The 22,396-nt window shown below is 57.9% G+C and carries 16 protein-coding genes; 3 read left to right on the top strand and 13 right to left on the bottom strand.

Annotated elements, in window-relative coordinates:
* Positions 1-10: 10 nt before the first annotated feature.
* The 7 genes from hflX to BLU71_RS24570 form a co-directional block, all read right to left on the bottom strand.
* On the bottom strand, positions 11-1,312 hold the full coding sequence (gene hflX / locus BLU71_RS24600) for a ribosome rescue GTPase HflX (protein WP_042607805.1): 1,302 nt from the start codon (positions 1,310-1,312) through the stop codon (positions 11-13).
* 12 nt (positions 1,313-1,324) lie between these two features.
* Positions 1,325-1,591 carry an RNA chaperone Hfq gene (gene hfq, locus BLU71_RS24595; RefSeq protein WP_016771947.1) on the bottom strand — a complete coding sequence of 89 codons (267 nt, stop codon included), beginning with the start codon at positions 1,589-1,591 and terminating at the stop codon, positions 1,325-1,327.
* 95 nt (positions 1,592-1,686) lie between these two features.
* Positions 1,687-2,658 carry a tRNA (adenosine(37)-N6)-dimethylallyltransferase MiaA gene (miaA, locus tag BLU71_RS24590; RefSeq protein WP_083354082.1) on the bottom strand — a complete coding sequence of 324 codons (972 nt, stop codon included), beginning with the start codon at positions 2,656-2,658 and terminating at the stop codon, positions 1,687-1,689.
* A complete protein-coding gene (mutL, locus tag BLU71_RS24585) occupies positions 2,658-4,565 on the bottom strand; it encodes a DNA mismatch repair endonuclease MutL (protein ID WP_083354081.1) in 1,908 nt (635 codons plus the stop codon). The genes miaA and mutL overlap by 1 nt, the downstream gene beginning before the upstream one ends.
* A complete protein-coding gene (locus tag BLU71_RS24580; RefSeq protein WP_376779067.1) occupies positions 4,562-5,941 on the bottom strand; it encodes an N-acetylmuramoyl-L-alanine amidase in 1,380 nt (459 codons plus the stop codon). The genes mutL and BLU71_RS24580 overlap by 4 nt, the downstream gene beginning before the upstream one ends.
* 51 nt (positions 5,942-5,992) lie before the next feature.
* Positions 5,993-6,463, bottom strand: coding sequence for a tRNA (adenosine(37)-N6)-threonylcarbamoyltransferase complex ATPase subunit type 1 TsaE (gene tsaE, locus BLU71_RS24575; RefSeq protein ID WP_083354080.1), 471 nt, complete (start codon positions 6,461-6,463; stop codon positions 5,993-5,995).
* On the bottom strand, positions 6,451-7,950 hold the full coding sequence (locus BLU71_RS24570) for an NAD(P)H-hydrate dehydratase (protein WP_083354079.1): 1,500 nt from the start codon (positions 7,948-7,950) through the stop codon (positions 6,451-6,453). Before BLU71_RS24570 ends, tsaE begins: the two co-directional genes overlap by 13 nt.
* A 63-nt stretch (positions 7,951-8,013) precedes the next feature.
* On the opposite strand from BLU71_RS24570, the gene queG reads away from it, so the two are divergent.
* Complete coding sequence (queG, locus tag BLU71_RS24565) at positions 8,014-9,087, top strand: tRNA epoxyqueuosine(34) reductase QueG (protein WP_083354078.1); 1,074 nt, start codon at positions 8,014-8,016, stop codon at positions 9,085-9,087.
* Between the two features lie 25 nt (positions 9,088-9,112).
* Here the strand turns inward: queG and BLU71_RS24560 are convergent, their stop codons facing one another.
* From BLU71_RS24560 to BLU71_RS24540, 5 genes are all read right to left on the bottom strand, one after another.
* Positions 9,113-13,894: an RHS repeat domain-containing protein gene (locus tag BLU71_RS24560; RefSeq protein WP_083354077.1), complete on the bottom strand. Its 4,782-nt coding sequence runs from the start codon at positions 13,892-13,894 to the stop codon at positions 9,113-9,115.
* A gap of 83 nt (positions 13,895-13,977) precedes the next feature.
* Positions 13,978-14,964: a hypothetical protein gene (locus BLU71_RS24555; protein WP_083354076.1), complete on the bottom strand. Its 987-nt coding sequence runs from the start codon at positions 14,962-14,964 to the stop codon at positions 13,978-13,980.
* Positions 14,965-15,301: 337 nt separating this feature from the next.
* Positions 15,302-17,731, bottom strand: coding sequence for a DUF6543 domain-containing protein (locus tag BLU71_RS24550; protein ID WP_156889242.1), 2,430 nt, complete (start codon positions 17,729-17,731; stop codon positions 15,302-15,304).
* A 184-nt stretch (positions 17,732-17,915) separates the two neighbouring features.
* On the bottom strand, positions 17,916-18,947 hold the full coding sequence (locus BLU71_RS24545) for a hypothetical protein (RefSeq protein ID WP_064363117.1): 1,032 nt from the start codon (positions 18,945-18,947) through the stop codon (positions 17,916-17,918).
* A 173-nt stretch (positions 18,948-19,120) separates the two neighbouring features.
* Positions 19,121-19,732, bottom strand: a complete 612-nt coding sequence (locus BLU71_RS24540; RefSeq protein WP_042607795.1) for a trimeric intracellular cation channel family protein — start codon at positions 19,730-19,732, stop codon at positions 19,121-19,123.
* Positions 19,733-19,827: 95 nt separating this feature from the next.
* On the opposite strand from BLU71_RS24540, the gene BLU71_RS24535 reads away from it, so the two are divergent.
* The gene (locus tag BLU71_RS24535) at positions 19,828-20,301 is read left to right on the top strand and encodes a hypothetical protein (protein WP_156889241.1); all 474 of its coding nucleotides are present in this window, start codon (positions 19,828-19,830) and stop codon (positions 20,299-20,301) included.
* 112 nt (positions 20,302-20,413) lie between these two features.
* On the opposite strand, the gene orn is transcribed toward BLU71_RS24535, so the two are convergent.
* The gene (gene orn, locus BLU71_RS24530; protein ID WP_042607793.1) at positions 20,414-20,956 is read right to left on the bottom strand and encodes an oligoribonuclease; all 543 of its coding nucleotides are present in this window, start codon (positions 20,954-20,956) and stop codon (positions 20,414-20,416) included.
* A 107-nt stretch (positions 20,957-21,063) separates the two neighbouring features.
* Here orn and rsgA point away from each other — a divergent pair, with 107 nt between their 5' ends.
* Positions 21,064-22,095: a small ribosomal subunit biogenesis GTPase RsgA gene (gene rsgA / locus BLU71_RS24525; protein WP_083354073.1), complete on the top strand. Its 1,032-nt coding sequence runs from the start codon at positions 21,064-21,066 to the stop codon at positions 22,093-22,095.
* Positions 22,096-22,396 lie beyond the last annotated feature (301 nt).

The following is a 22,396-nucleotide window of genomic DNA, read 5'->3' as shown; positions in this document are numbered from 1 at the left end:
TTTCAGGCTTTTATTGCAAAGTGTGTTGCTCGATGAATTCCATCGGCTGCAATCCTTCGCGGCTTACCAATCGATTCAGCTCGATCCGGGGCAAACGAACGGCCAGCAGGCTGACACCTTCTTCATCGTATTCTTCTTTCTGCACCGCTCCGAGTTCGAAGAACTGCGCACGCAGTCGAGCGAATCGTTGCGGCAGGCGCAAGGTCCCCACGAACAGGTCACTGCCGAGCAACTCGGCGATCGCTTGTTCGAGCAACTCCAGACCACTGCCATCACGCGCCGACAGCCAGACCCGTTGCGGCTTGCCATCGGCATCGCGCTGGATCTGCGGCTCGACGCCTTCAAGCAAATCGAGTTTGTTATAGACCTCCAGGATCGGCAAGTCCTGAGCGCCAATCTCGCCCAGCACCACCATCACCTGCTCGATCTGCAACATGCGATCCGGTTCGGCCGCATCGATCACGTGCAACAACAGGTCGGAATTGCTCGACTCTTCGAGCGTAGACCGAAATGCCTCGACCAGCTTGTGCGGCAGGTGACGAATGAAGCCCACGGTGTCGGCCAGGACAATCGGACCGAGGTCGTCAAGTTCCAGGCGGCGCAGGGTCGGGTCAAGTGTGGCGAACAGTTGATCGGCCGCGTACACGTCGGATTTCGTCACGTTGTTGAAGAGTGTCGATTTGCCGGCGTTGGTGTAGCCCACCAGCGACACGGTAGGAATGTCCGCACGGGATCGGCCACGGCGCGACTGCTCGCGCTGACTGCGCACCTTCTCCAGCCGCCCCTTGATCTGGCGCAGACGGACCCGCAACAGACGGCGGTCGGTTTCCAGCTGGGTTTCACCGGGGCCGCGCATACCGATGCCGCCACCCTGACGTTCAAGGTGAGTCCAGCCGCGAACCAGTCGCGTGCTCATGTGGTCAAGCTGGGCCAGTTCGACCTGCAGCTTGCCCTCATGGGTACGTGCGCGTTGAGCGAAAATATCGAGAATCAGCCCGGTGCGGTCGATCACGCGACACTCGAAAACACGTTCGAGGTTGCGTTCCTGACTGGGCGTGAGGATGTGATTGAAAATCACCAGATCGGCTTCTTCAGCCTTGACCAGGTCGCGCAGTTCCTCGACCTTGCCGCTGCCGATCAGATATTTGGCGGTTGGCCGATGACGCGGCACGTTAAAAAACGCAACGGTCTCGGCGCCAGCCGAATTTGCCAACTCCTGAAACTCCTGCGGATCTTCGCGCGCCTCAGGGTCCTGTCCATCCAAGTGAACGAGGATGACTCGCTCACCACCACCGTGGCGCTCAAAGAACAAAGGAGACTCCTATCAGGCGTTACCCGGCGCTGCATCGGCATCGCCCTGTTCGTTTTCGGTTGCGCTAGGCAGACGAATTGGACGAACCGGCACGACGGTCGAGATAGCGTGTTTGTAGACCATCTGGCTGACGGTGTTTTTCAGCAGGATCACGAACTGGTCGAACGACTCGATCGTTCCTTGCAGCTTGATACCGTTGACCAGGTAGATGGAAACCCCGACTTTCTCTTTACGTAAAGTGTTCAGGTAAGGGTCTTGTAGCGAATGCCCTTTTGACATGTGCCGCACTCCTTTAAGGATTCAATAATAAAAACAGGTAAATTCAGATGGCTTCGGCCGTCACACCCCCAAGGATAGACGGCAATTGCAAGGACTCAGCTCAATATGGAGATGGTCCCGAGGTATTTCAAGGCGCGTGGCAGATTGTCGCAATCAAGACTGTCCAGCCAGTGTAAATCGTCCCAGCTGCGCAGCCAGGTAAACTGGCGCTTGGCCAATTGGCGCGTGGCGATGATGCCGCGCTCCTGCATCTGGGCCAATGTCAGCTTGCCGTCCAGATAATCCCAGACTTGGCGGTAGCCTACCGCACGTATAGACGGCAACCCGGCATGCAGGTCACTTCTTTTACGCAGGGCTACGACCTCGTCGATGAATCCCTGTTCCAACATATTTGTGAATCTTTGTTCAATTCGCTGGTGCAGAACCTGACGATTCGCCGGAGCAATGGCCAGGTTCGCGACAGTATAGGGCAATTGTTGGCGTCCCGAAGCGGCTGCTTCAGTACTTTGCGCAGATTGTTGCTCACGCAGGGTGGTCATGCTCTGCCCGCTGACTCGATAGACTTCAAGCGCCCGACTCAAGCGCTGCGGATCATTTGGATGAATCCGCGCCGCCGACACCGGATCGATTTGCGCCAACTGATCGTGCAGCGCTTGCCAGCCCAGACGTGCAGCTTCTTCCTCGATCTGCGCGCGCACCTCGGGATCGGCCGCCGGCATGTCGGCCAGACCTTCGACCAGAGCCTTGTAATAGAGCATGGTACCGCCGACCAGTAGCGGGATCTTTCCCCGCGCGGTGATCTCTGCCATGGCTTGCAGGGCGTCGCGGCGGAAATCGGCAGCGGAATACGCCTCAGCGGGGTCGAGGATATCGATCAGCCGGTGCGGGTATTGGGCCAGCAGCTCTTTCGAAGGCTTGGCGGTGCCGATGTCCATGCCGCGGTAGACCAGCGCCGAATCGACGCTGATCAATACGCACGGCAGCACCTTGGTCAGCTCGATGGCCAGATCGGTCTTGCCCGCAGCGGTCGGGCCCATCAGAAATATCGCTGGAGGGAGCTGGCTCATCAACGACCGCGCAGGAACAGTTTGTCCAGATCGTCCAGGCCCAGTTGGGTCCAGGTCGGTCGGCCATGGTTGCATTGGCCACTGCGCTCGGTGTTTTCCATGTCGCGCAGCAGGCCGTTCATTTCCGGCAGGGCCAGACGCCGGTTGGCGCGGATCGCGCCGTGGCAGGCCATGGTGCCGAGCAGTTCGTTGAGGTGCGCCTGAATGCGGTCGCTGGTGCCATATTCCATCAGGTCCGACAGAACATCGCCGACCAGCCGATTGGCTTCCGCCTGTTTGAGCAACGCAGGAATCTGCCGGATCGCCAGGGTTTCCGGGCCAAGCCGCTGCAACTCAAAACCAAGTCGCTGAAACCACGCCGCATGTTCTTCAGCGCAATCGGCCTCGCGCTGACTGACCGCCAGCGACTCCGGCACCAGCAACGGCTGACCACTCAGGCCTTCGCTGGCCATGGCGATTTTCAAGCGTTCGTACATGATCCGCTCGTGGGCGGCATGCATGTCCACCAGCACCAGGCCATGGGCGTTCTCAGACAGGATATAGATGCCCTTGAGCTGCGCCAGTGCATAGCCGAGCGGCGGAATATCTTCCTGACCAGCCGGAAGCGCGTTGGCATTGGCTTCTGGCAGCGGCGCGAAAAACTCTTTGTAAGCGGCTTGCGCCTCGGCGGCAGGCACTGTCGATTGCGGCCGCGGCGTGTATTGGTACTGATAGGCACCGCCAGCGCTGGCACAGGATGACGTGTTGAACGCCGGTTGCGCCTGCGGCTGCTCGAGCAGCGCATTGGCGGCCAGACGCATCTCGCCTTGCGGGCCGAATTCACCCGCCTCGATTCCGCTGGGTCGAACGATCGCCGTGGTGACCGAACCGGCCAGTTGATCTTCCGGTCGCACGTCGCCCAGCGCACGGTGCAGCGTGCCGTACAGGAAGTCATGAACCATGCGCCCGTCACGGAAGCGTACTTCGTGCTTGGTCGGGTGGACGTTGACGTCTACTGCTGCCGGATCGACCTCGAAAAACAACGCGAAGGTCGGATGCCGACCGTTGAACAGCACGTCGCGATAAGCCTGGCGCACCGCATGGGCCACCAGTTTGTCGCGCACCGCCCGACCGTTGACGAAGAAATACTGCAAGTCCGCCTGACTGCGGTTGAAAGTCGGCAAACCGACCCAGCCCCACAGGTGCAGACCATTGCGCTCGATCTCGATCGGCAGCGCCTGTTCGAGGAAACCGGAACCGCAGATCGCCGCCACGCGCCGCGCACGGGCCGCATCGTCATGGGCCTCGTGCAGGCTGAGGATGGTCTTGCCGTTGTGGCGCAGATGAAATGCCACGTCGAAACGCGCCAGCGCCAGACGCTTGATCACCTCCTGCAGGTGATCGAATTCGGTTTTTTCGGTCTTGAGGAATTTGCGCCGGGCCGGGGTGTTGAAAAACAGGTCGCGAACTTCCACTGAGGTGCCGACCGGGTGCGCCGCCGGCTGCACGCGCGGTGCCATGTCGCGGCCTTCGGTCTCGACCTGCCAGGCCTGATCGGCATCGCGGGTGCGCGAGGTCAGGGTCAAACGCGCCACAGAGCTGATCGACGCCAACGCCTCGCCACGAAACCCCAGGCTCATCACCTGTTCAAGGTCTTCGAGGTTGCGGATCTTGCTGGTGGCGTGACGGGCCAGAGCCAGCGGCAGGTCATCGGCAGAAATGCCGCTGCCGTCATCGCGCACCCGCAGCAACTTGACGCCGCCCTGCTCGACATCGACGTCGATACGCCTGGCGCCGGAGTCGAGGCTGTTTTCCAGCAGCTCCTTGATAACAGAGGCCGGACGTTCAACCACTTCACCGGCGGCGATCTGGTTCGCCAGCCGCGGGCTGAGCAGCTCGATGCGCGCAGTGTTCAATACCTGGTTCATTCTTTGGACGCCAGTTCGGTGCCGGGAATGGTCAGGTGCTGACCGACTTTCAGCTCATCACTTTTCAGGTTGTTGGCGGCGCGCAGAGTGGCCGGGGAGACTTGATAGCGCACGCCGATCATCGCCAGGGTTTCCCCAGGGCCGACGCGGTGGTCGCGCGGGCCCTGGGCAATCTTGCCGGAATCACGCAGCCAGGCGATGTAGGTGCCCGGTGGCGGATTTTGCTGGAAGAACTGGCGCACGCCGCTGCTGATCGACCGGGCCAGCGCCTGCTGGTGGCTGGATGCAGACAGTTTGTTCGCTTCGTTGGCGTTGGAGATAAAGCCGGTTTCGACCAGGATCGACGGGATATCCGGCGACTTCAACACCATGAAGCCGGCCTGTTCCACGCGCTGTTTGTGCAGCGGCGTGACCCGACCGATGTTGGTCAGAACCTTCTGGCCGACATTGAGACTGGAGGTCAGCGACGCAGTCATCGACAGGTCGAGCAGGACGCCGGCGAGCATGCGGTCCTTGTCGTCGAGGCTGACGTTGCCGGCGCCGCCGATCAGGTCGGATCGGTTTTCACTGTCGGCCAGCCAGCGAGCGGTCTCGGAGGTAGCACCACGATCGGACAGGGCGAACACCGACGCACCGAAAGCGGCTGCGGACGGCGCGGCGTCGGCGTGGATCGAGACGAACAGGTCGGCGCCCTTCTTGCGGGCGATCTCGGTACGCCCGCGCAATGGAATGAAGTAATCGCCAGTCCGGGTCAGTTCGGCGCGGAAGCCTTTCATGCCGTTGACCTGACGCTGCAGTTCGCGAGCGATCTGCAGCACCACGTCTTTCTCACGCTGGCCGCGCGAACCGGACGCCCCCGGGTCTTCGCCACCGTGGCCGGCGTCGATCACGACAATGATGTCGCGCTTGCCGGCGGGGGCTGGCGGCAGCTTGATCGCCGGCTCAGTCGGGGTCACCGGCACTGCCGGCAAGGTCGCCACCGATGGCGTTGGAGCTGGCGGCGGCGCGGCATCGGCCGGGTTGTCGAACAGATCGACCACCAGACGGTTGCCGTACTGCGCGTTCGGCGCCAGCGAGAAACTTTTCGGGGTGACGGCTTTTTTCAGGTCGATGACCACCCGCAGGTCGGTCGGCGTACGCTGGGCCGAGCGCATCGCGGTGATCGGCGTGTTCGCGGTCTGCACGTTCAACGGTGCGCCCAACGTGGCGCCATTGATGTCGATCACCAGCCGGTCCGGCGCGGTCAGGGTAAAGACGCTGTGCTGCACCGGGCCACTCAGGTCGAAGACCAGTCGCGTGTTGTCCGGCGCCCGCCACAGGCGCACGCTGTTGACCTTTGAATCGGCCACAGCGTTGACGGTTACTGCCATCAACATCAGTCCAGCGGCAGCCACCAACGCGCGAAAGCGCATACCAAACCCCATCATTTAATTGGATTCCAATGCCAAAGCGGCACACCAAGCCTCGCCACGCGAGCCCTCGGCTAAAATTTTCAGCGAACGCCCGCTGTCTTGCGGGCCAATGGTAATGGTCAGGTCAGGCTTTGGCAAAAAGCCTGCACCTTTATCGGGCCATTCGATCAGGCACATCGCGTCGTCTTCGAAGTAGTCGCGGATGCCGAGAAACTCCAGCTCCTCCGGATCGACCAAGCGATACAGGTCGAAGTGGAAGGCGCGGATGTCACCGATCTCGTAGGGTTCAACCAAAGTGAAGGTCGGACTTTTTACCGCGCCGGCATGACCCAGCCCGCGAATGATGCCTCGCGACAGGGTGGTTTTGCCCATGCCCAGGTTGCCTTCGAGAAAAATCAGGCCATGGCCCTGGGTCACGCGGGCGATCCGTGCGCCAAAGTCGCTCATGGCCTGTTCATCGGCCAGGTACAGGGTTACTTCAGACACGGTGCATGCTCCTCCAACAACTGACGAATGGCTGGAATCAGATCACTGGCCGCCAGCCCACGGCCGAATTTGCCTTGTTGCAGGCCGGCATTGGCGTGCAGCCAGACGGCCAGGCTTGCAGCGTCGAACGCGTCCATGCCTTGCGCCAGCAATGCGCCGGTCAGACCGGCCAGCACATCACCGAGCCCGCCCGTGGCCATTGCAGGATGGCCTTGATGACACAGGGCCAGACGCCCATCGGGATGCGCGATCAAACTACCGGCGCCTTTCAGAACCACTACCGCTGAATACCTTTTGCTCAACGCCAATGCAGCGGCCGGACGATCGGCCTGTACTTCGCCAGTACTGATGCCGAGCAGGCGCGCCGCCTCGCCCGGATGCGGGGTGATCACGCAATCCCTGGGCAACTGGACAAAACCGCCGGCCAACAGGTTCAACGCGTCGGCGTCCCAAACCTGCGGTACCGACGCATTGGCGGCTGCCGACAACAAGGCGCGACCCCAGCTTGCCTGCCCAAGGCCCGGTCCGACGACCAATACCGAAACCTTTTCCAGCAGGCCCATCAGTTGATTGGCAGACGAGGTGCCGAGGGCCATGGCTTCCGGCACGCGAGTGAGCGCTGCCGGCACATGCTCGGGACGGGTCGCCAGCGACACCATGCCCGCGCCGCTGCGCAACGCCGTTTCAGTGCTGAGCAGAATCGCCCCGCCGAAACCATGATCGCCGCCGATCAACAGCACATGGCCAAAGCGGCCCTTGTGCGAAGTCGGCGCGCGCGGCGCAAGTGCCAGAAGATTAGCGGCGCTGAGGCGTCGAGCGCAGACAGGAATGTCACTGAAAATGTCATCGGTGGCTTGCAGATCGTTGAAGACCAGTTCACCGATATGATCCGCTGCATCGCCGGTCAACAGCCCGACCTTCATGCCGATGAATGTCACCGTCAGATCGGCACGCACCGCGACGCCCAGTTCCCGACCGGTGTCGGCGCACAGCCCGGAGGGAATATCGACGGCCACCACCGGTAAACCGCTGGCATTGATGGCGGCGATGGCAGCGGCATACGGCTCACGCACTTGGCCAGTGAGACCCGTGCCGAGCAGGGCATCGAGGACGACACCGCGCAGCTCGTTCTCTGCCTGCCAGCTCTGCACCGCAACGCCAGCAGTTATGGATTCGGCACGGGCCAGTGCGGCATCACCCTGCAAACGCTGCGGATCGCCGACCGCCAGTACGCGCACGGTCCAACCTGCCCGCAGCGCCAGTGCGGCCACCAGATAACCGTCACCGGCATTGTTGCCGTGCCCGGCGAGCACCGTCAGTTCATTCACTGCCGGCCATTTGCGCAGCAGTGCGCGCCAGGTGGCGCGGGCGGCGCGCTGCATCAATTCGAAGCCCGGCGTCCCGGCGGCAATCAGCCGTGCGTCGAGTTCGCGCACCTGCGCGGCGCGGTACAGCGCGTCGGGTAAATCATCTTTCGTCTGCGGCATGCGTCTTCGGGCTCCGATGTCTGGCAGAATTATACGCACCTCAGCTCCGGTTTCTCTCGCCTCATGTCCGCCATCACCACAGACCTGCCCGCCCTCGCCCAATCGATCAAGGATTGGGGCCGCGAGCTGGGCTTTCAGCAAGTCGGCATCAGCGGTCTGGATCTGGCCGAGCATGAGCAGCACCTCGCGCACTGGCTCGAGGCCGGCTACCACGGCGAAATGGACTACATGGGCGCCCACGGCAGCAAACGCTCGCACCCCGAAGAGCTGGTACCGGGCACGCTGCGCGTGGTCTCGCTGCGCATGGACTACCTGCCCGGCGATACCGAAATGGCCAAACGCCTGGCTGAACCGGAAAAAGCCTACGTGTCGCGTTATGCCTTGGGCCGCGATTACCACAAATTGATCCGTAAACGTGTGCAGCAATTGGCCGACAGGATTCAGGCGCAGATCGGCCCGTTCGGTTTTCGCGCCTTTGTCGACAGCGCGCCGGTGCTGGAAAAAGCCATCGCCGAGCAAGCCGGGCTGGGCTGGATCGGCAAAAACACCCTTGTACTGAATCGCAAGGCAGGCAGTTATTTCTTCCTCAGCGAGCTGTTTGTCGACCTGCCGTTGCCGGTGGATGAACCGCATAGCAGCGAACATTGCGGCCGTTGCACTGCGTGTCTGGACATCTGCCCGACCAACGCCTTCGTCGGCCCGTACGTGCTGGATGCGCGGCGCTGCATTTCCTACCTGACTATCGAACTGAAAACCGCCATCCCTGCAGACCTGCGTCCGTTGATCGGCAATCGCGTATTTGGCTGTGATGACTGTCAGATCGTCTGCCCATGGAACCGCTTCGCCAAGCCCTCCGGGGAAGGCGATTTCAAGCCAAGGCACAACCTTGACAACGCCGAGCTGGCCGAGCTGTTTTTATGGGATGAAGAGACGTTCCTGAGCAGTACCGAAGGCTCGCCGTTGCGGCGGGCGGGGTATGAGCGCTGGTTGAGGAATCTGGCGGTAGGACTGGGCAATGCGCCTTCAACGATTCCGGTGCTGGAAGCGTTGAAGGCGCGACGGGATCATCCGTCAGAGTTGGTCAGGGAACATGTGGAGTGGGCACTGGAACGGCACTCCAGACCTTCAAACCTATAAATGGCAAACAAAGTACTCAGGTTGCTCACGTCCGAGCTGTATCCATATTTCCCGCCGCTCTTATTCTTGCGGAAGTTTGCCCGGGAGACCAATGGCCGCCCGACTGAAGGACTTTGCAAACTCTCGTTGCACTATCCTCCAGAAGATAAATACGATGCCCGCCTCCAGTGATCTTCGTCATATAAACATGCGTTAACTTTCTGGTTTGGCTGTATTTGGCTAGTTCCGAGTACGCAAGACCCGCCTCCCCAGCTGCTTGGCGGGCAGACTTATTGCTTTCAATGAGTTTATAGAAATCGTCTGCCTTCTTCCGATAATTATCGTAGACGGGGGCGCTGAACACGTCATCCGTCCCGGTGGCCCTGACCAATTGCCAAGGTTCATCCGCCACAGGCTCCACAGGAGCATTGACTTTTTTGGCCGCAGCCTTGGCGCCTTTCCCGGTCCTCTTTAAATATTTCCCCGCTTTTCCTGCGCCCCTGCCACTAAGCCCTTGGCTAAACGCTGAAGCCATCTTCCTGCCAGCATTCACCGCCGCTTTTGCACCCGCCGCCAAACCTGCACCGAGCGAAGCCAGCCCGAGACCGAAACTGATCCAGCCCAGTATCTCGCCTGCTTGAGAATCCGGTGCCAGCTCATTGACCACTTCACTGGCAATACCCGCCAGGCCTGAAGTCACGGCCAGCCCCAGCGCCGCCACTGCCCATGGCGTCGCGGCGCCCATCGTCAACACGCTGGCAACGATCCCGAGAATACTGAGGCCGATGCCCAATATCGATTGCCAGGAGATATGCCCGGTAGGGTCGACACGATTTACAGGGTCGCCCAGGCAATAACTGTAGGCATTCAATCCGCCCGCGCCGAACGGACTCATGCTGTCGGGGGCGAGGAATCGCATCAATGTCGGACTATAGGCCCTGTAACCGTTACCCAGCAGATACAGCCCGGTCACCGGATCCAGCTGCTCGCCGTTGAACCCCGCCAGGCTGAACAAACCACCCTCGGCAGGACGATGGCCGTAAGGGCTGTAGGCGCAATCGGTGAGCTGTTCCTTGCCCAGCGTTGCCAGCACGCTTTGCTGCTGATCGGTCCGAAATAGCTGCGCGCCAGCGTGCAAACCAAATTGCTGTTGGCCCACCAGCGCGCCACCGTGACGCACAACACTGGATGAATTTTCACCACTCACCTCATTGGCGACCCGGCCTGCGTGGTAGTAACGCTGCACCGTTGTCTTTTCGGGTTGCGACAGTTCAACCAGATCGTCGAAACCGTCGTAATGGTAGCCACGAATGACTGATCCCCCTGCGCCGGACAATTGCTCAAGACGTCCGAAGGCGTCATAGGCCAGAGTCCGCGCCTGGTCGTCCTTGATCATCCTGCCGTTGGCGTCGTATTCCAGCGTCACTGCCGGTGGATAGTCGACATGGGAATGTTTGACTGCGCTGAGCTGGGCAGGATCGGGATTGTCATAACTGAACGTGGTCAGATTCACGCCCAGCGGGAACTTCGTCTGCACGGTGAGGATGTTATCCAGCGCATCGAAGGTGAACGTTTGCTGGACAATTTCCTTGCCATACGGATCGCGGGGCTTTTGGGTGCCGGCACAGTCGTACTGGATCAGACGCCCGCGCACATCGTAGGTGAATTGCTCGTCACGCAATAGTTGCGTGCCGCGCCTGGAGACTTTCTGCGCCAGTTTGCCAGCCAGCGTGTAAGTCGATTCCAGGGTCTGGTCGGGCTGGCCCTGAATCTCGAATGTACGGCGGGTTTCGCGACCGACATCGTCATAGGCAAACCGGGTGATCATCTGACGCTTGATCGAGGTTTCTTCGGTTTTAGTCCAGTCCAGCATCCCCGTCTGTATGTTGTAGTGGAACTCGGTTTTCAGCGTGCCCTGCGAGGTGGATAGCAGGCGACCATGCTGATCGTATTCGGATGTGCTTTCGGCTCCGAGTACATCGACATGGGTGATCGGCCGCCCCTGCAGGGACCAGGTACGGGATGTTGCTTTCGTGACGGCACCAAGGGTCGTCGTTTCGGTTTTCACGCGCCCGGAAGGGTAATAGGTGAAACGGCGTTCCCTGCCGTTTTCGGTACAGGTCAAGGGATTGCCGCTGACGGGGTCATAAGTCATGGTCGTGACCAGCCCCCCCGCCTTGCGCTCAGTCAGCAAACCGCCCAGATCGCGCAAGTAAGTGAATTCGGTTTTCTGGCCGTCAGCACTCTTGAACCACTGTGGCTGAGTGAAGCCCGCTTCATAGCCAGCCTCGGACTTTCGTCCGCCCACGGTACTTTGTATCAAACGACCCAGACCATCGTAGGCCTGCTGCCCCAACGCTTTGTCACCGACCTTGATGCCGATCGGCAGCCCTTCATCGCTATGTCCGGCGTAGTCGGTTACTACCTCACTGGCGTCAGGCAGGACGGTGCGAATTATCCGGTCAAAAACGTCGTATTCATATCGAGTAGTATTGCCGACGGGATCTGTCTCGCTGGTTGTGCGCCCGAATCCGTCATAGGTGTAAACGGTCTTGCCGAGACTCTTGTTCTTCAGATTGAAGCTCTCGACACTGAGCGGTTTACCGAAGTCGCTAATGACGGTGAGTGTCCTGCCCATCCCCTGGAGCCGGTCGGTTTGCTGGCGAAGGACCGGATCCATCTCGCTGTGTTCGATACGCCCATCGGCATGCAGCGTCTTGCAGACCTGCCCCCAGGAATCGAATTCGTAGCGAGTGCTGACCGGATACGGCTTGCCATCACGCCAATCCGTCAGCGTCGCTTTCACCCTGTGACCGACCGAATCATGCAGGGCAGAATAAAGCGTGCGCGTCTGGATGAGACCGTCCTTGTCGGGATGGTCGCAGTCCTTTTCCTGAACGGTGACTACCCGCTCCAGGCCGTCATAGGTCACTCTTTGCTCGCCGCCAACGGGATCGGTGGTCACCACGGTAGCCGGCTGCTGTTTGCTGGCAGCCAGATAGGCCCACCGGGTCGAAGCAGCATAGGGGGTGCCGGAAGCAACCGTTTTGCACACTGCGCGGCCGATCGCATCGTATTCATGCTCGATGCGCTCGCCCTCGACAGCGATTTCAGAGACCTGTAATCCGGTCAGCGTCGACAGCACTTTCTCACTGGTCTGTAGCGCGCCGTCAAATCCGCGTGTGCTGGACTTGACCCGCAACCTGTCACCCTCAAGCTCATAGGAAAATTGGGTAGAGGTTTTTTTATCATTCAGAATGATGCTTTGCTCTTTCGTGGCCCCGTGCTTGAGCGGGTCCTTGGGCGCGTCCAGGTAACTGCGTTCGGTTTTCGAACGCAAGACCTCAACACCTTCCACAACTTCGTAAAAACGCTCCGTGATCGGTAATACGGATGGCAGTTCCGCACCTGCCAACGCCGGGTGCAGGGCATAGTCGTAGTACGTGACCGTCGCAGCACCGCCCGACGCGGCAGCGGTGACCGTCCTCTTCCTTGGAAATCTGGAAAACCCCAGCGGATCCTGCGGGCAATTGTCGCCTCCGCTTGCCGGATGAAACTCCGTCGAAGTCGTCACCCCGTTCGGCTCGACGTGCCTGATCAGGTTGCCTTCGCCATCGAACTCGGTGACGGTCGTTTCCTCGCGCTTCTGCTGAGTGCGCCGATCGAGGTAAGTCACCGTCTGAACCTTGGGCAGGCGGAATTGCGCCAACTGCTCATTGAAAGGTTTGGCGACAGAACCGTGATACTCCGTGGCGGTGGCGATCTGGGCGTCGCCGCAGGTTGTAACCTCAGCCACCAACAGATGGAACTTGTTGTAGGTGCGTTTAATGCGGGTATGGACTTTGCCGCTCACCAGCAACTGCTCGTCCGAGGTGTAGACATAGTGACCGGGCGCCAGATAGAGCGGATCCAGATCATTGTCCGTGGCCGGGAGAAGGCCTTGTCCGAGAAAATTATGGTCGGAGTATGTGTATGCCCTGCAAAGCCGGGGCTGGCCACGTCCTGGATAAGCATCGTGAGCTATGACAAACGGGAGTGTCTTTTCCCCGTCATTGACGAAATGGTGACCCTGGCGCTTGTAGCGAATGATTTCTACGCCACGCAACGGGTTGACGACGCGCCACAAGTAGCTGGCCCCATCGATGATTTCATATTCCAGCTCCCAGCCGTTACCGACCGGAAGCTCGATGGCCGTTACCCGACTGTTTTTCAAGAGCAACTTGTAGGTTGAACTGGACGAAATGTCAGGATGCCGGGTCAATTTCACTTGACCTTCAGTGCGGGTAATTTTCAGCAGGCATCGTTTGGCATCACGGATTTCCGCCAGTCTGGGAAACTGATTGAATAATTCGTGCTTGAGCGAAATGCTCACACCGTTCGCCGCGATTATTTTTTCCGCTACGGCGACCTGAGTGCCAGCCAGGACCTTGAGCAGTTCACGCCGACCATCCTTGTATCGAACTTCATAGCGCCCTGCTCCGGTCACCAATACCTTCGCCGTTTGCAGCTTCATTTCCCTGAACTTCAGACCGGTGGATGTTTCCACAGCCTTGTAGCGCTCACCGTTGGACAGCGTCATGACTTTGCTGAGCATGTCGTAATTGGTCATCGTCAAAGACCAGCCGATGCCGAAACCGGAGTCCGCCTGGTTGAGCGGATTGAAGCTCAGGGAAAGTGCAAATTCCGGACCGTTCAGATCCGACGAGTGCAACTTTCCCAAGGAAAAGGAGCTTGTGTACATGCCGGTGCGCGGGTCAACGCCTCCTGATACAAACTCACCAAAGTTGAAAGCGTTTGAATGAACAGCGGAAGATAAATTACTTGCCATTGAAAAACGTCCCTTTATTTCAAGATTGTGCTACTGGCAGTTCAAAACCGGCCAGCGAGAACCCGCTGACCATGCAGATGAAATCAGGCAAATTGTTTTGTTGAACGCTTCGATTCACCCAGAATGAAAGTTCGCTGCTCTATATCACCTTTGATACCAAGCCAGTGCTCCGTACCGAACTCATCAATAACGGCAACTTCGAAGGTTTCGCCGGTTGCCGGCTTCTCCTCTGTCTGCAGAGTCGTGCGCTGCACAAGAGTCAACACGCCCTGCACATCGTTAATCGGAAAGGTAATGTAACCGAGAGGAGTATTGACCGAGGCCGATCGTCCGTATATCGGCGCCAGATAACCATAGAAAGTTCTGCCGCCGCCACTGTAGTGGTTTATCGTGCCTGACGAGTACACCATCACTGCATCTTCAGCATCATACGGGTTAAGCTCTATATCGTTGCTATACCAGTCGAGCAGCTGAATCTGACGACCGTCAGCGTGAAGTCCGAGATGAAAATACTGAATGCGTTCCTCGTAGACTCTTTCGCTGAACGTGCCGTACTTGTGAAGAGAAAAACTATTCTGGTTATATTTTTTCGGCGGGATCGCCTCAAGCGTGACACTGCTGTCAAAACCAATTCCGTTACTTCGCAATACCACGTTATCCATAACGATTTCAGCGGCTACTTCCATGACACCAGGCCGGGTGGCCGAAACCCAATACTGAAAAATCTGCACCGGATCAGAGTCGTCGCTTATCCGGTTATGCGTGGCACGTGGGATTTCGGTGATCCGCGGTGCCCCACCTGACATTTCGTGGGCATAACGGTTTTCCTGCAACGAAACGCTCCAGGCCCCTTCCAGCGGCCGAGCACCGTTATAGTCAATAAGTCGCAGGGACTGTAAGGCGGGGTGCCCATGCAGTGATGCACCATCGCCGTTGTTATCGATCCCGTGCAGAAGCACCAACACGCGCACCTGCATACGTCCATTGGCATACAGCACTTTATGCTGGCCCGACCTTGTGGCGTCGAGTTTTACCTCGATACGAGAAATACCAATATGATCATTAAACATTTAACAATACCTGGCTGACTGAAGATTTCGCCCTTTAAGGACTCAGCAAAGTATTGAGGCTAGATTTAAATAATAACAGCTGCGACATTAGACAAATTATGAGGAAGTAATATTTCAACATCACCTCCAACAACTCACATAAATACTAATATCTTGAAGAATCGTGAGTTTTATACAACCGCCTGCAACAACTCCCCTGCCATCCTTTGGTTCTGGCACTCAATGATTGCTCCCCTCCCGACCTGACCGTCACAGAATCAGAAGCGGAGCCATCGAGTAGTCTATTTCTTGTCTGGCTATGTCAGAAAAACAAAGGAGTCGTTACTTTAACCAATATTCAGTCACTCTCTGAACCTGTCGAAAAACCGCTCTCCGAGGACTCACTATCGGAGTCGGACTGTAAAACTACCTCCTCCGTATGGATTTCCACCTTTCGATCCATACTGGAATTTTCAAGATACTGACCAATCCGCTGCCTTGACGCGGCACTCAGCGGATTATTCAATAAACCGATGAACAGATCCTGGGTATCCGGAATCTCTAACAGTTCATATCCCACGTCTGAAATATTATTATCATGCAAGGCCACGACACCCAGTTTCGTGAGCCGATCTATGCCTGAAGGAACGCTGGTAAGATTTGCGTTGCTCAGCATCAATCCGGTCAAGCCAGCCATGTAGCCTACATGCGGAGTAACTGTCAGAGGATTGTTTGCCAAATTCAAGCGGGTAAGCGTTTCAATTCTGGACAATCCTTCAACTGTGGCCTCGGACAGTGTCAGCGAGCACCCGTCCAGCGCAAGATCGCTTAACTGGCGCATTAGAAATATTCCTGACGGGAATTCCTCTGTTTTTATGCCAAACACTCCCAAATGTTGAAGATTTGGAAAACTGTCAAGAAATGCACCTATCCGTGCTATCGGTTCATTTGCGGTCAATATCAACTCTGTTACATATTCAAACCGGCTGGACAACCTTGGTAATTCACCCGAAAAATCAACGTAGTGAGAAAAATGATCGTCTCCCTCGTCCCACTTCGAAACCGACTTGCGTTGCCAGATAGCTTGCAACTTTGTGCTGAATTGCTCGCGAGCCTGGCGCTGTCCGGCGGGTGTCGGCGCGCCTTCTGGTTGCGCTGTCGGTGTATGGGGTAATGTCCCTTCGGCCGTCCATACCGCCAATTCCTCACGCAACGTCGCAAGCTCTGTTTCCAGGCGAAACAAAACGTCTGATGAATCACTCTTCAAGCGCTCAGTGATAAATGCCGTCACCTCCTCATCTGGAAGATGCGGATATAGATTACGTACGCGCTCTACAACGGACTTTGGCGATAGCGGGTTGTCGTCACCTCCCCCTCGCAGGTGCCCCGTTTGCCCATATCGCGCGATGGCTGGATCGGCGGTAACCGGAAGCGTCGGCAGCCCCAGCAATTCGTTCACGGCATGGTGCGACGGCAACGGCAGTGCACGGATCAGCTGCTGCAGCGCCGCACCCCCGCCTTCTGTCACACCCAGCAAACGGCGATGCCCGGGCAACAACACAAGCCAGATGGCTGAATACAGATCCTTCGAGCCCTCAGGTATTTGGGCGTCGCTGCTTTGGATGACATAGCCATCATCCTCACGAATCAGTATGTGACGAAACGGCGACCGGGCGTCGCCGCTAGTGCTGAGCACAGGCCCGTCCCCAGCCCCCTGGCGAATCTCGAAAGCAATCTGCCGCGGCCAGTTCGCGAGATTTCCGAGCATATGCAGCACTAGCCGATCACTGTCCAGATTGGATACCGCCTCCAGATAAATACCTTCCCTGGCCCTCGCCAGGCGAATATCCCGAAGCGCCACCAGTGCCTCTTTCGCCACTCGCTGTGGCATGCCAGGCTGGTTGTGCATATGTAAACGCTCGGCGGCGCTCATGTTGCGCCATATCGCCAGTGCAGCCGTTTTCGGTAGATTTGGAAATACCCGGCGCATCCGTAAAGTATGTTCATCGCAATTGGCTTCAAAGGCGTCTTCCAGTTCCTTGAACCTCGTAAACCGCTCAGGTGCGGCCCCGCGTCCCTGCGCCTGAATCTTCTGATCAAGTTCGAAGCGCCTGATGGTGTCCTCCAGTAAAAACGGCGCAGGACGATCATTAATGAGCACATCGCGCAGGACGACTTCATCGACGCCACTCACTGCCAGCAGGCGTGCAACCGTGGCGTCGGAAAACTGCGCCACAGAACGACCCATCCGGCGGAAAAGTTGTGCGGTTTGTACTGATATTGAATCGGTGACGGTGGCGAAATCGCTGTCAAGCGGGCCCCAGAACCGGCCCTCGCTGTCGAGTTTCATCAGCGGGCCGGAAGGGTCGAGTTCACTGGCCAGCGTGGCACGAAACAGGCCACTCTCGACATCCAGCACCACTTGCACCATATGGTCATCGTCTACGGCAACATACTGACGCTGCTTCACGATCCGCATGCCTTGCGCATCGAACTCGCCGAGTTTTTTGGGTGTGGGTATCCAGTAATCTGCCAGTGAAGACTTCGCGACGTGCATCGTGAGTTCATTGATCACGGAAGAGCTCGGGTTCACGCTCACCCAGATCTCTGGCGTCAATGCGGCCGGGGCAGGCGCCAGAGAAGGATGCGCGGGCTCCAGGCGGCGCGGGATGGGCAGAGCCGGCGTTGATGAAGAAACGGAGGATGACCAGTGAGCATCCTCTACGCTGAAATCGGGGGTTTTGGTTGGGGCGGGTACAGGTTTGACTCTGGGCGGTTTGCCAGTCATGACTACTCATCCTTGATATATGGGTGTGTTGGCCCTCGCATAGCTGGAAGGCCAACGCTAGATATAAATAACAGCACGTTCGGTGCGATTACCTGATAACTGAACACCGCAGCTTATCGGTAGTCGTCATGCCAAAAAGCATATATATATCTATTCCATCCACCGACATTGCATCAGTGGAGACTCAACCTCGCTCCAGGTATAAATTACGCTCGTAGAAGTTCACGCGAATCGCCAGCCTATGCTCCGTGCCGTGTTCATCAATGGCCAGAAAATAAAGTTTATTTCCGTATTTGAATGCTTTTCCGATTTTCGAGTATTCCGACAGCGCTTGTACGACGGTAAACTCGCCGTCGCTCTGAACCCTGACAGTATAATTCTCGTCCTCCCAGGTATGGGCGTCGGGGAAAAAAGCGAATACAAAAGGATCACCTTTAACCGGCAAGGACACTGTCACCTCACGGGTTTCAGGGCTGGCAAGAATGACCTTCATATAATTGGTTTTGCTTTCATTAAGCCTGTTACCCCCCGCAAAATCATGATCAGCCCCTTTCTCTATACCGTCTACAACCCAATCGACCAGCTTGATCTGCTGCCCCCGCGGATACAGTCCCAGACGATAGCTCCAGATCCGATTACCCGGCAATTCGTCGCCGCGCCGGGTTTGATACCAACGAAATTCTTCCATGGAGTACGCCGAAGGGGGTTGTGCTTCGATGGTTACACTGCTGTCCTGGACACTGGAAAGTGTGGTTCCGTTGCTGAGAATCCTCTCACCGTTCAGAGACAGACGCGCGCCAATCCGGGTGGTCCCGGCGCTGGACGTGGATACCCAGAACGTGCGTACCTGCGGATGGGCACTATCATTTTCCAGATCATCGTCGTGAACCTCTGAGGCAGTGAGTGAAGGCCTTGCCTCAAGGGTAAAGCGACCTTGCACAGTGCTCGCGGCCCAGCCGTCGCGCAACGTATTGCCGGTGCTGTAATGAATGAGCTCGATACTGTCCATTACATCAGCCGGTACGTGCATGGTATTGCCGTCGGCGTCTACCCCGGTAACCAGAACTTGAACCTTGACCTGCATCCGGCCATTACCGAACAGTGTTTTGCTGCGAGTACTGTCATTGGCGTCGAACTTGACGCTTAAACGGGCGAGGCCTGTAAGTACTGGCGCAATGGTTTGCTGACCGTGTGTAGCGTCCATGCTTTCACTCATGATGCATTTCCTTGAAAAGTTGTATTTGAATATTGACATCGAAAAGGTGCCAACAAAAAAACTACAGACCCTTCAAATAAACAGCAAAGCGAAAAATGTAAGAAACATACACTTGCAAGTCCATGACGATTTACCGGACTTTATTCGACAGGCCAATAATCCCTGCAAAGTTATTAATGCTCGTCGTTATAAACGAATTTTGGCATTTCCCAATGGAAACGGATGGCAAGCAGACGTAACAAAAACCCGCCGAATAGTGTGATCAAAATGGCTTGTTCGCTCGGCACATTCAAATAAAGACACAGCATGTAGCACCACGCGGCAGCGAAGGAGACACTCGCATACAGTTCGCGCCGAAAAATCAGCGGAATGTCGTTGCAGAAAATATCCCGCAGGATGCCGCCGAATACCCCGGTGATCACGCCGCTGACCGAAGCCACCAGCATGCCATGGCCCATTTCCAGAGCGGTCATGCAGCCGATCAGCGTAAACGCCACCAGACCGACAGCGTCGAGCACCAGGAACAGCGAGCGCAGATGGCGCATCCAGCGCGCGGTGAATACGGTGAACATTGCCGCAACCGAGGTCAGCACCAGGTATTCCGGGTGCTTGACCCAGGTCAGCGGATAATGCCCAAGCAACACATCACGCACTGAGCCACCGCCCAACGCCGTGATGCAGGCAATCAGCACCACACCGAACCAGTCCATGCCGCGACGACCGGCAGACAGCGCGCCAGTCATGGCTTCAGCGGTGATGGCAATCAGATAGAGCATCAGCAACATGGGGGCAATCCTGGCAGTGAGGCGCGCAGTTTAGCCACTAGGCGCCGGCACCGACAGAGATGACGCCAAGCTCGCTCCGATTCAAAGCCGCCGTCATGGGTGACGGCACGGAATGCCGGCGGTGGGATTTCAGAAAAGATGAAGTATCAGCCTCGTTCCAGCCTGAAGCTTCGCTCTTTAAAGTCAGTGCGGATAGCCAACTTATGCTCAGTGCCGAATTGATCCAGAGCGGTGAAGCGAAAAACGTCCCTGTCCGGGCGAAGCAGAATTCCTGCCTGAAACACTGCATTCCATGCTTCGACTTTATTACCGAAAGCAAATACCACATTCTTTACCGGACCTTCAGCAATCCAGTCCACCAACTTGACTTGCTGCGAATGGGGATACAGGCCGAGATAGTATTTGTAAATACGTTGATTCCTGAATCCGCCGTCGTACCAGACATCTTCCCAACGGAATTGCTAAATCGCGTAGGTGACCGGCAGGATGGCTTCAATGCTGATACTGCTGTCATGCCTGCTCGACAGCGTTGTCCCATTACTGCGGATGACGGTGTCAGCAAACTTTAATGGAAGCACCGATCTGAATGGTTTCAACATTTTCGCTGCAAACCCAGAACGTGCGTACCCGGCGCTGGTCCGAGGCACAGGAGCCACCTGTGGCAGCTCCTGCACAACACCATCAGAACTTGATGAAATGCTTACGGTAATGCTGCAACTCGGCGATGGATTCGCGAATGTCGTCCAGCGCCAGGTGCGTGCTGCCCTTCTTGAAGCTGTCACGCACGTCCGGCGCCCAGCGCGCGGCCAGTTCCTTGAGTGTGGAAACGTCGAGGTTGCGATAGTGGAAGTAGCTTTCCAGCGCCTTCATGTGGGTGTAAAGGAAACGACGGTCCTGGCAGATGCTGTTTCCGCAGATCGGCGACTTGCCCTTCGGCACCCATTGTTCCAGGAAGGCGATGGTTTCGGCTTCGGCCTCGGCCATGCTGATGCGGCTCTCGCGCACACGCTGGGTCAGGCCGGAGTTGCCGTGAGTGCGGGTGTTCCACTCATCCATGCGCGCAAGGACTTCGTCGCTGTGATGGATGGCGATTACCGGACCTTCAGCCAATGTGTTCAGCTCACTGTCGGTGACGATGGTAGCCATTTCGATGATCACGTCGTTGTCCGGGTCCAGACCGGTCATCTCCAGGTCGATCCAGATCAGGTTCTGCGGGTTTTGCATATTCGGGCTCCTAGGCAATGCTGCGCAGTTTAGCCTAGGCCGGTGGCCGGGCGTGCTAAACTCGCGGCCGTTTTACCTAATCGCTGCATTCTTCAGACGGAACACCCATGGCCAAACGCCAACTCAATCGTCGTCAAAACTGGCGCATCGAAAAGATTCAGGGCGAGCGCGCCGCACGCGCCGCCAAACGCGAGTCCTCGGTGGTCGAAGCCCTCGAGGGCGGTGACCTCGGCCCTGAGCAACACGGCCTGGTGATCGCTCACTTCGGTGTACAGGTCGAAGTCGAGGCCGTTGACGGCGAACTCGCCGGTCAAGTGTTCCGCTGTCACTTGCGCGCCAACCTGCCGGCGCTGGTGACTGGCGACAAAGTCGTCTGGCGCGCCGGTAACCAAGGCATCGGTGTGATCGTCGCGCAACTACCGCGCAGCACTGAACTGTGCCGCCCGGACAGCCGTGGTCAGCTCAAGCCGGTTGCCGCCAACGTCGACATGATCGTCATCGTTTTCGCGCCGCTGCCCGAGCCCCACGCCAACCTGATCGACCGCTATCTGGTTGCCGCCGAACATGCCGGCATCCGCCCGCTTCTGCTGCTGAACAAATTCGATCTGATCGACGAGCAGAACGCCCCGGCGCTCAACGCGTTGCTGGCGGTGTATCGCACGCTGGGTTACCCGGTGCTGGAAGTTTCGGCGCACCACGGCGACGGCATGGAACAGCTGCAAAAGCAGCTCGACGGGCGCATCAGCGTATTCGTCGGCCAGTCCGGCGTCGGCAAGTCGTCGCTGGTCAACAGCCTGCTGCCGGAAGTCGAAACCCGTGTCGGGCCGTTGTCCGAGCTGTCCGGACAGGGCACGCACACCACCACCACCGCGCGTCTGTTCCACTTCCCCGGCGGCGGCGAACTGATCGACTCCCCGGGCATCCGCGAATTCGGTCTCGGCCACGTCAGCCGCGCCGATGTCGAAGCCGGTTTCATCGAGTTCGACGACCTGCTCGGCACCTGCCGCTTCCGCGACTGCAAGCACGACCGCGAACCGGGTTGCGCGCTGCTCAAGGCGCTCGAAGACGGCCGCATCCAGCAGCAGCGCATGAACAGCTACCGCTCGATCATCGCCAGCCTGCCTGAAAACGGCTATTAAACAGCCGCGCCGGCAGCCCTGCGCCATGGGCCGCCGGCTGTCGGATCGCATCTGACACAATCACGCCCTTTTTAAACATCAGCCCTGTCTGTAGGCTTTTGCGCGCCTGCCTGCAGGACCTTTCTGTTTTGCCGCGCGGACCTTGTAGGTCTTTACCAGCGGTCTACATTCGTTTCCTCCTTCGCTTACTGCGATCCAAGAGGAATCCAATGCAAAGCTGTCATTCATTCATCAGCCAATCGTCTCGCATCGCCCACGTGTGCAATCCCCACAGAATCGTCAGCGCGAACAGCCTGCACAC

Origin of the sequence: Pseudomonas moraviensis (assembly GCF_900105805.1) — a bacterium.
Classification (GTDB): Bacteria; Pseudomonadota; Gammaproteobacteria; order Pseudomonadales; family Pseudomonadaceae; genus Aquipseudomonas; species Aquipseudomonas moraviensis_A.
This window is presented reverse-complemented; position numbering and strand designations above follow the sequence as displayed.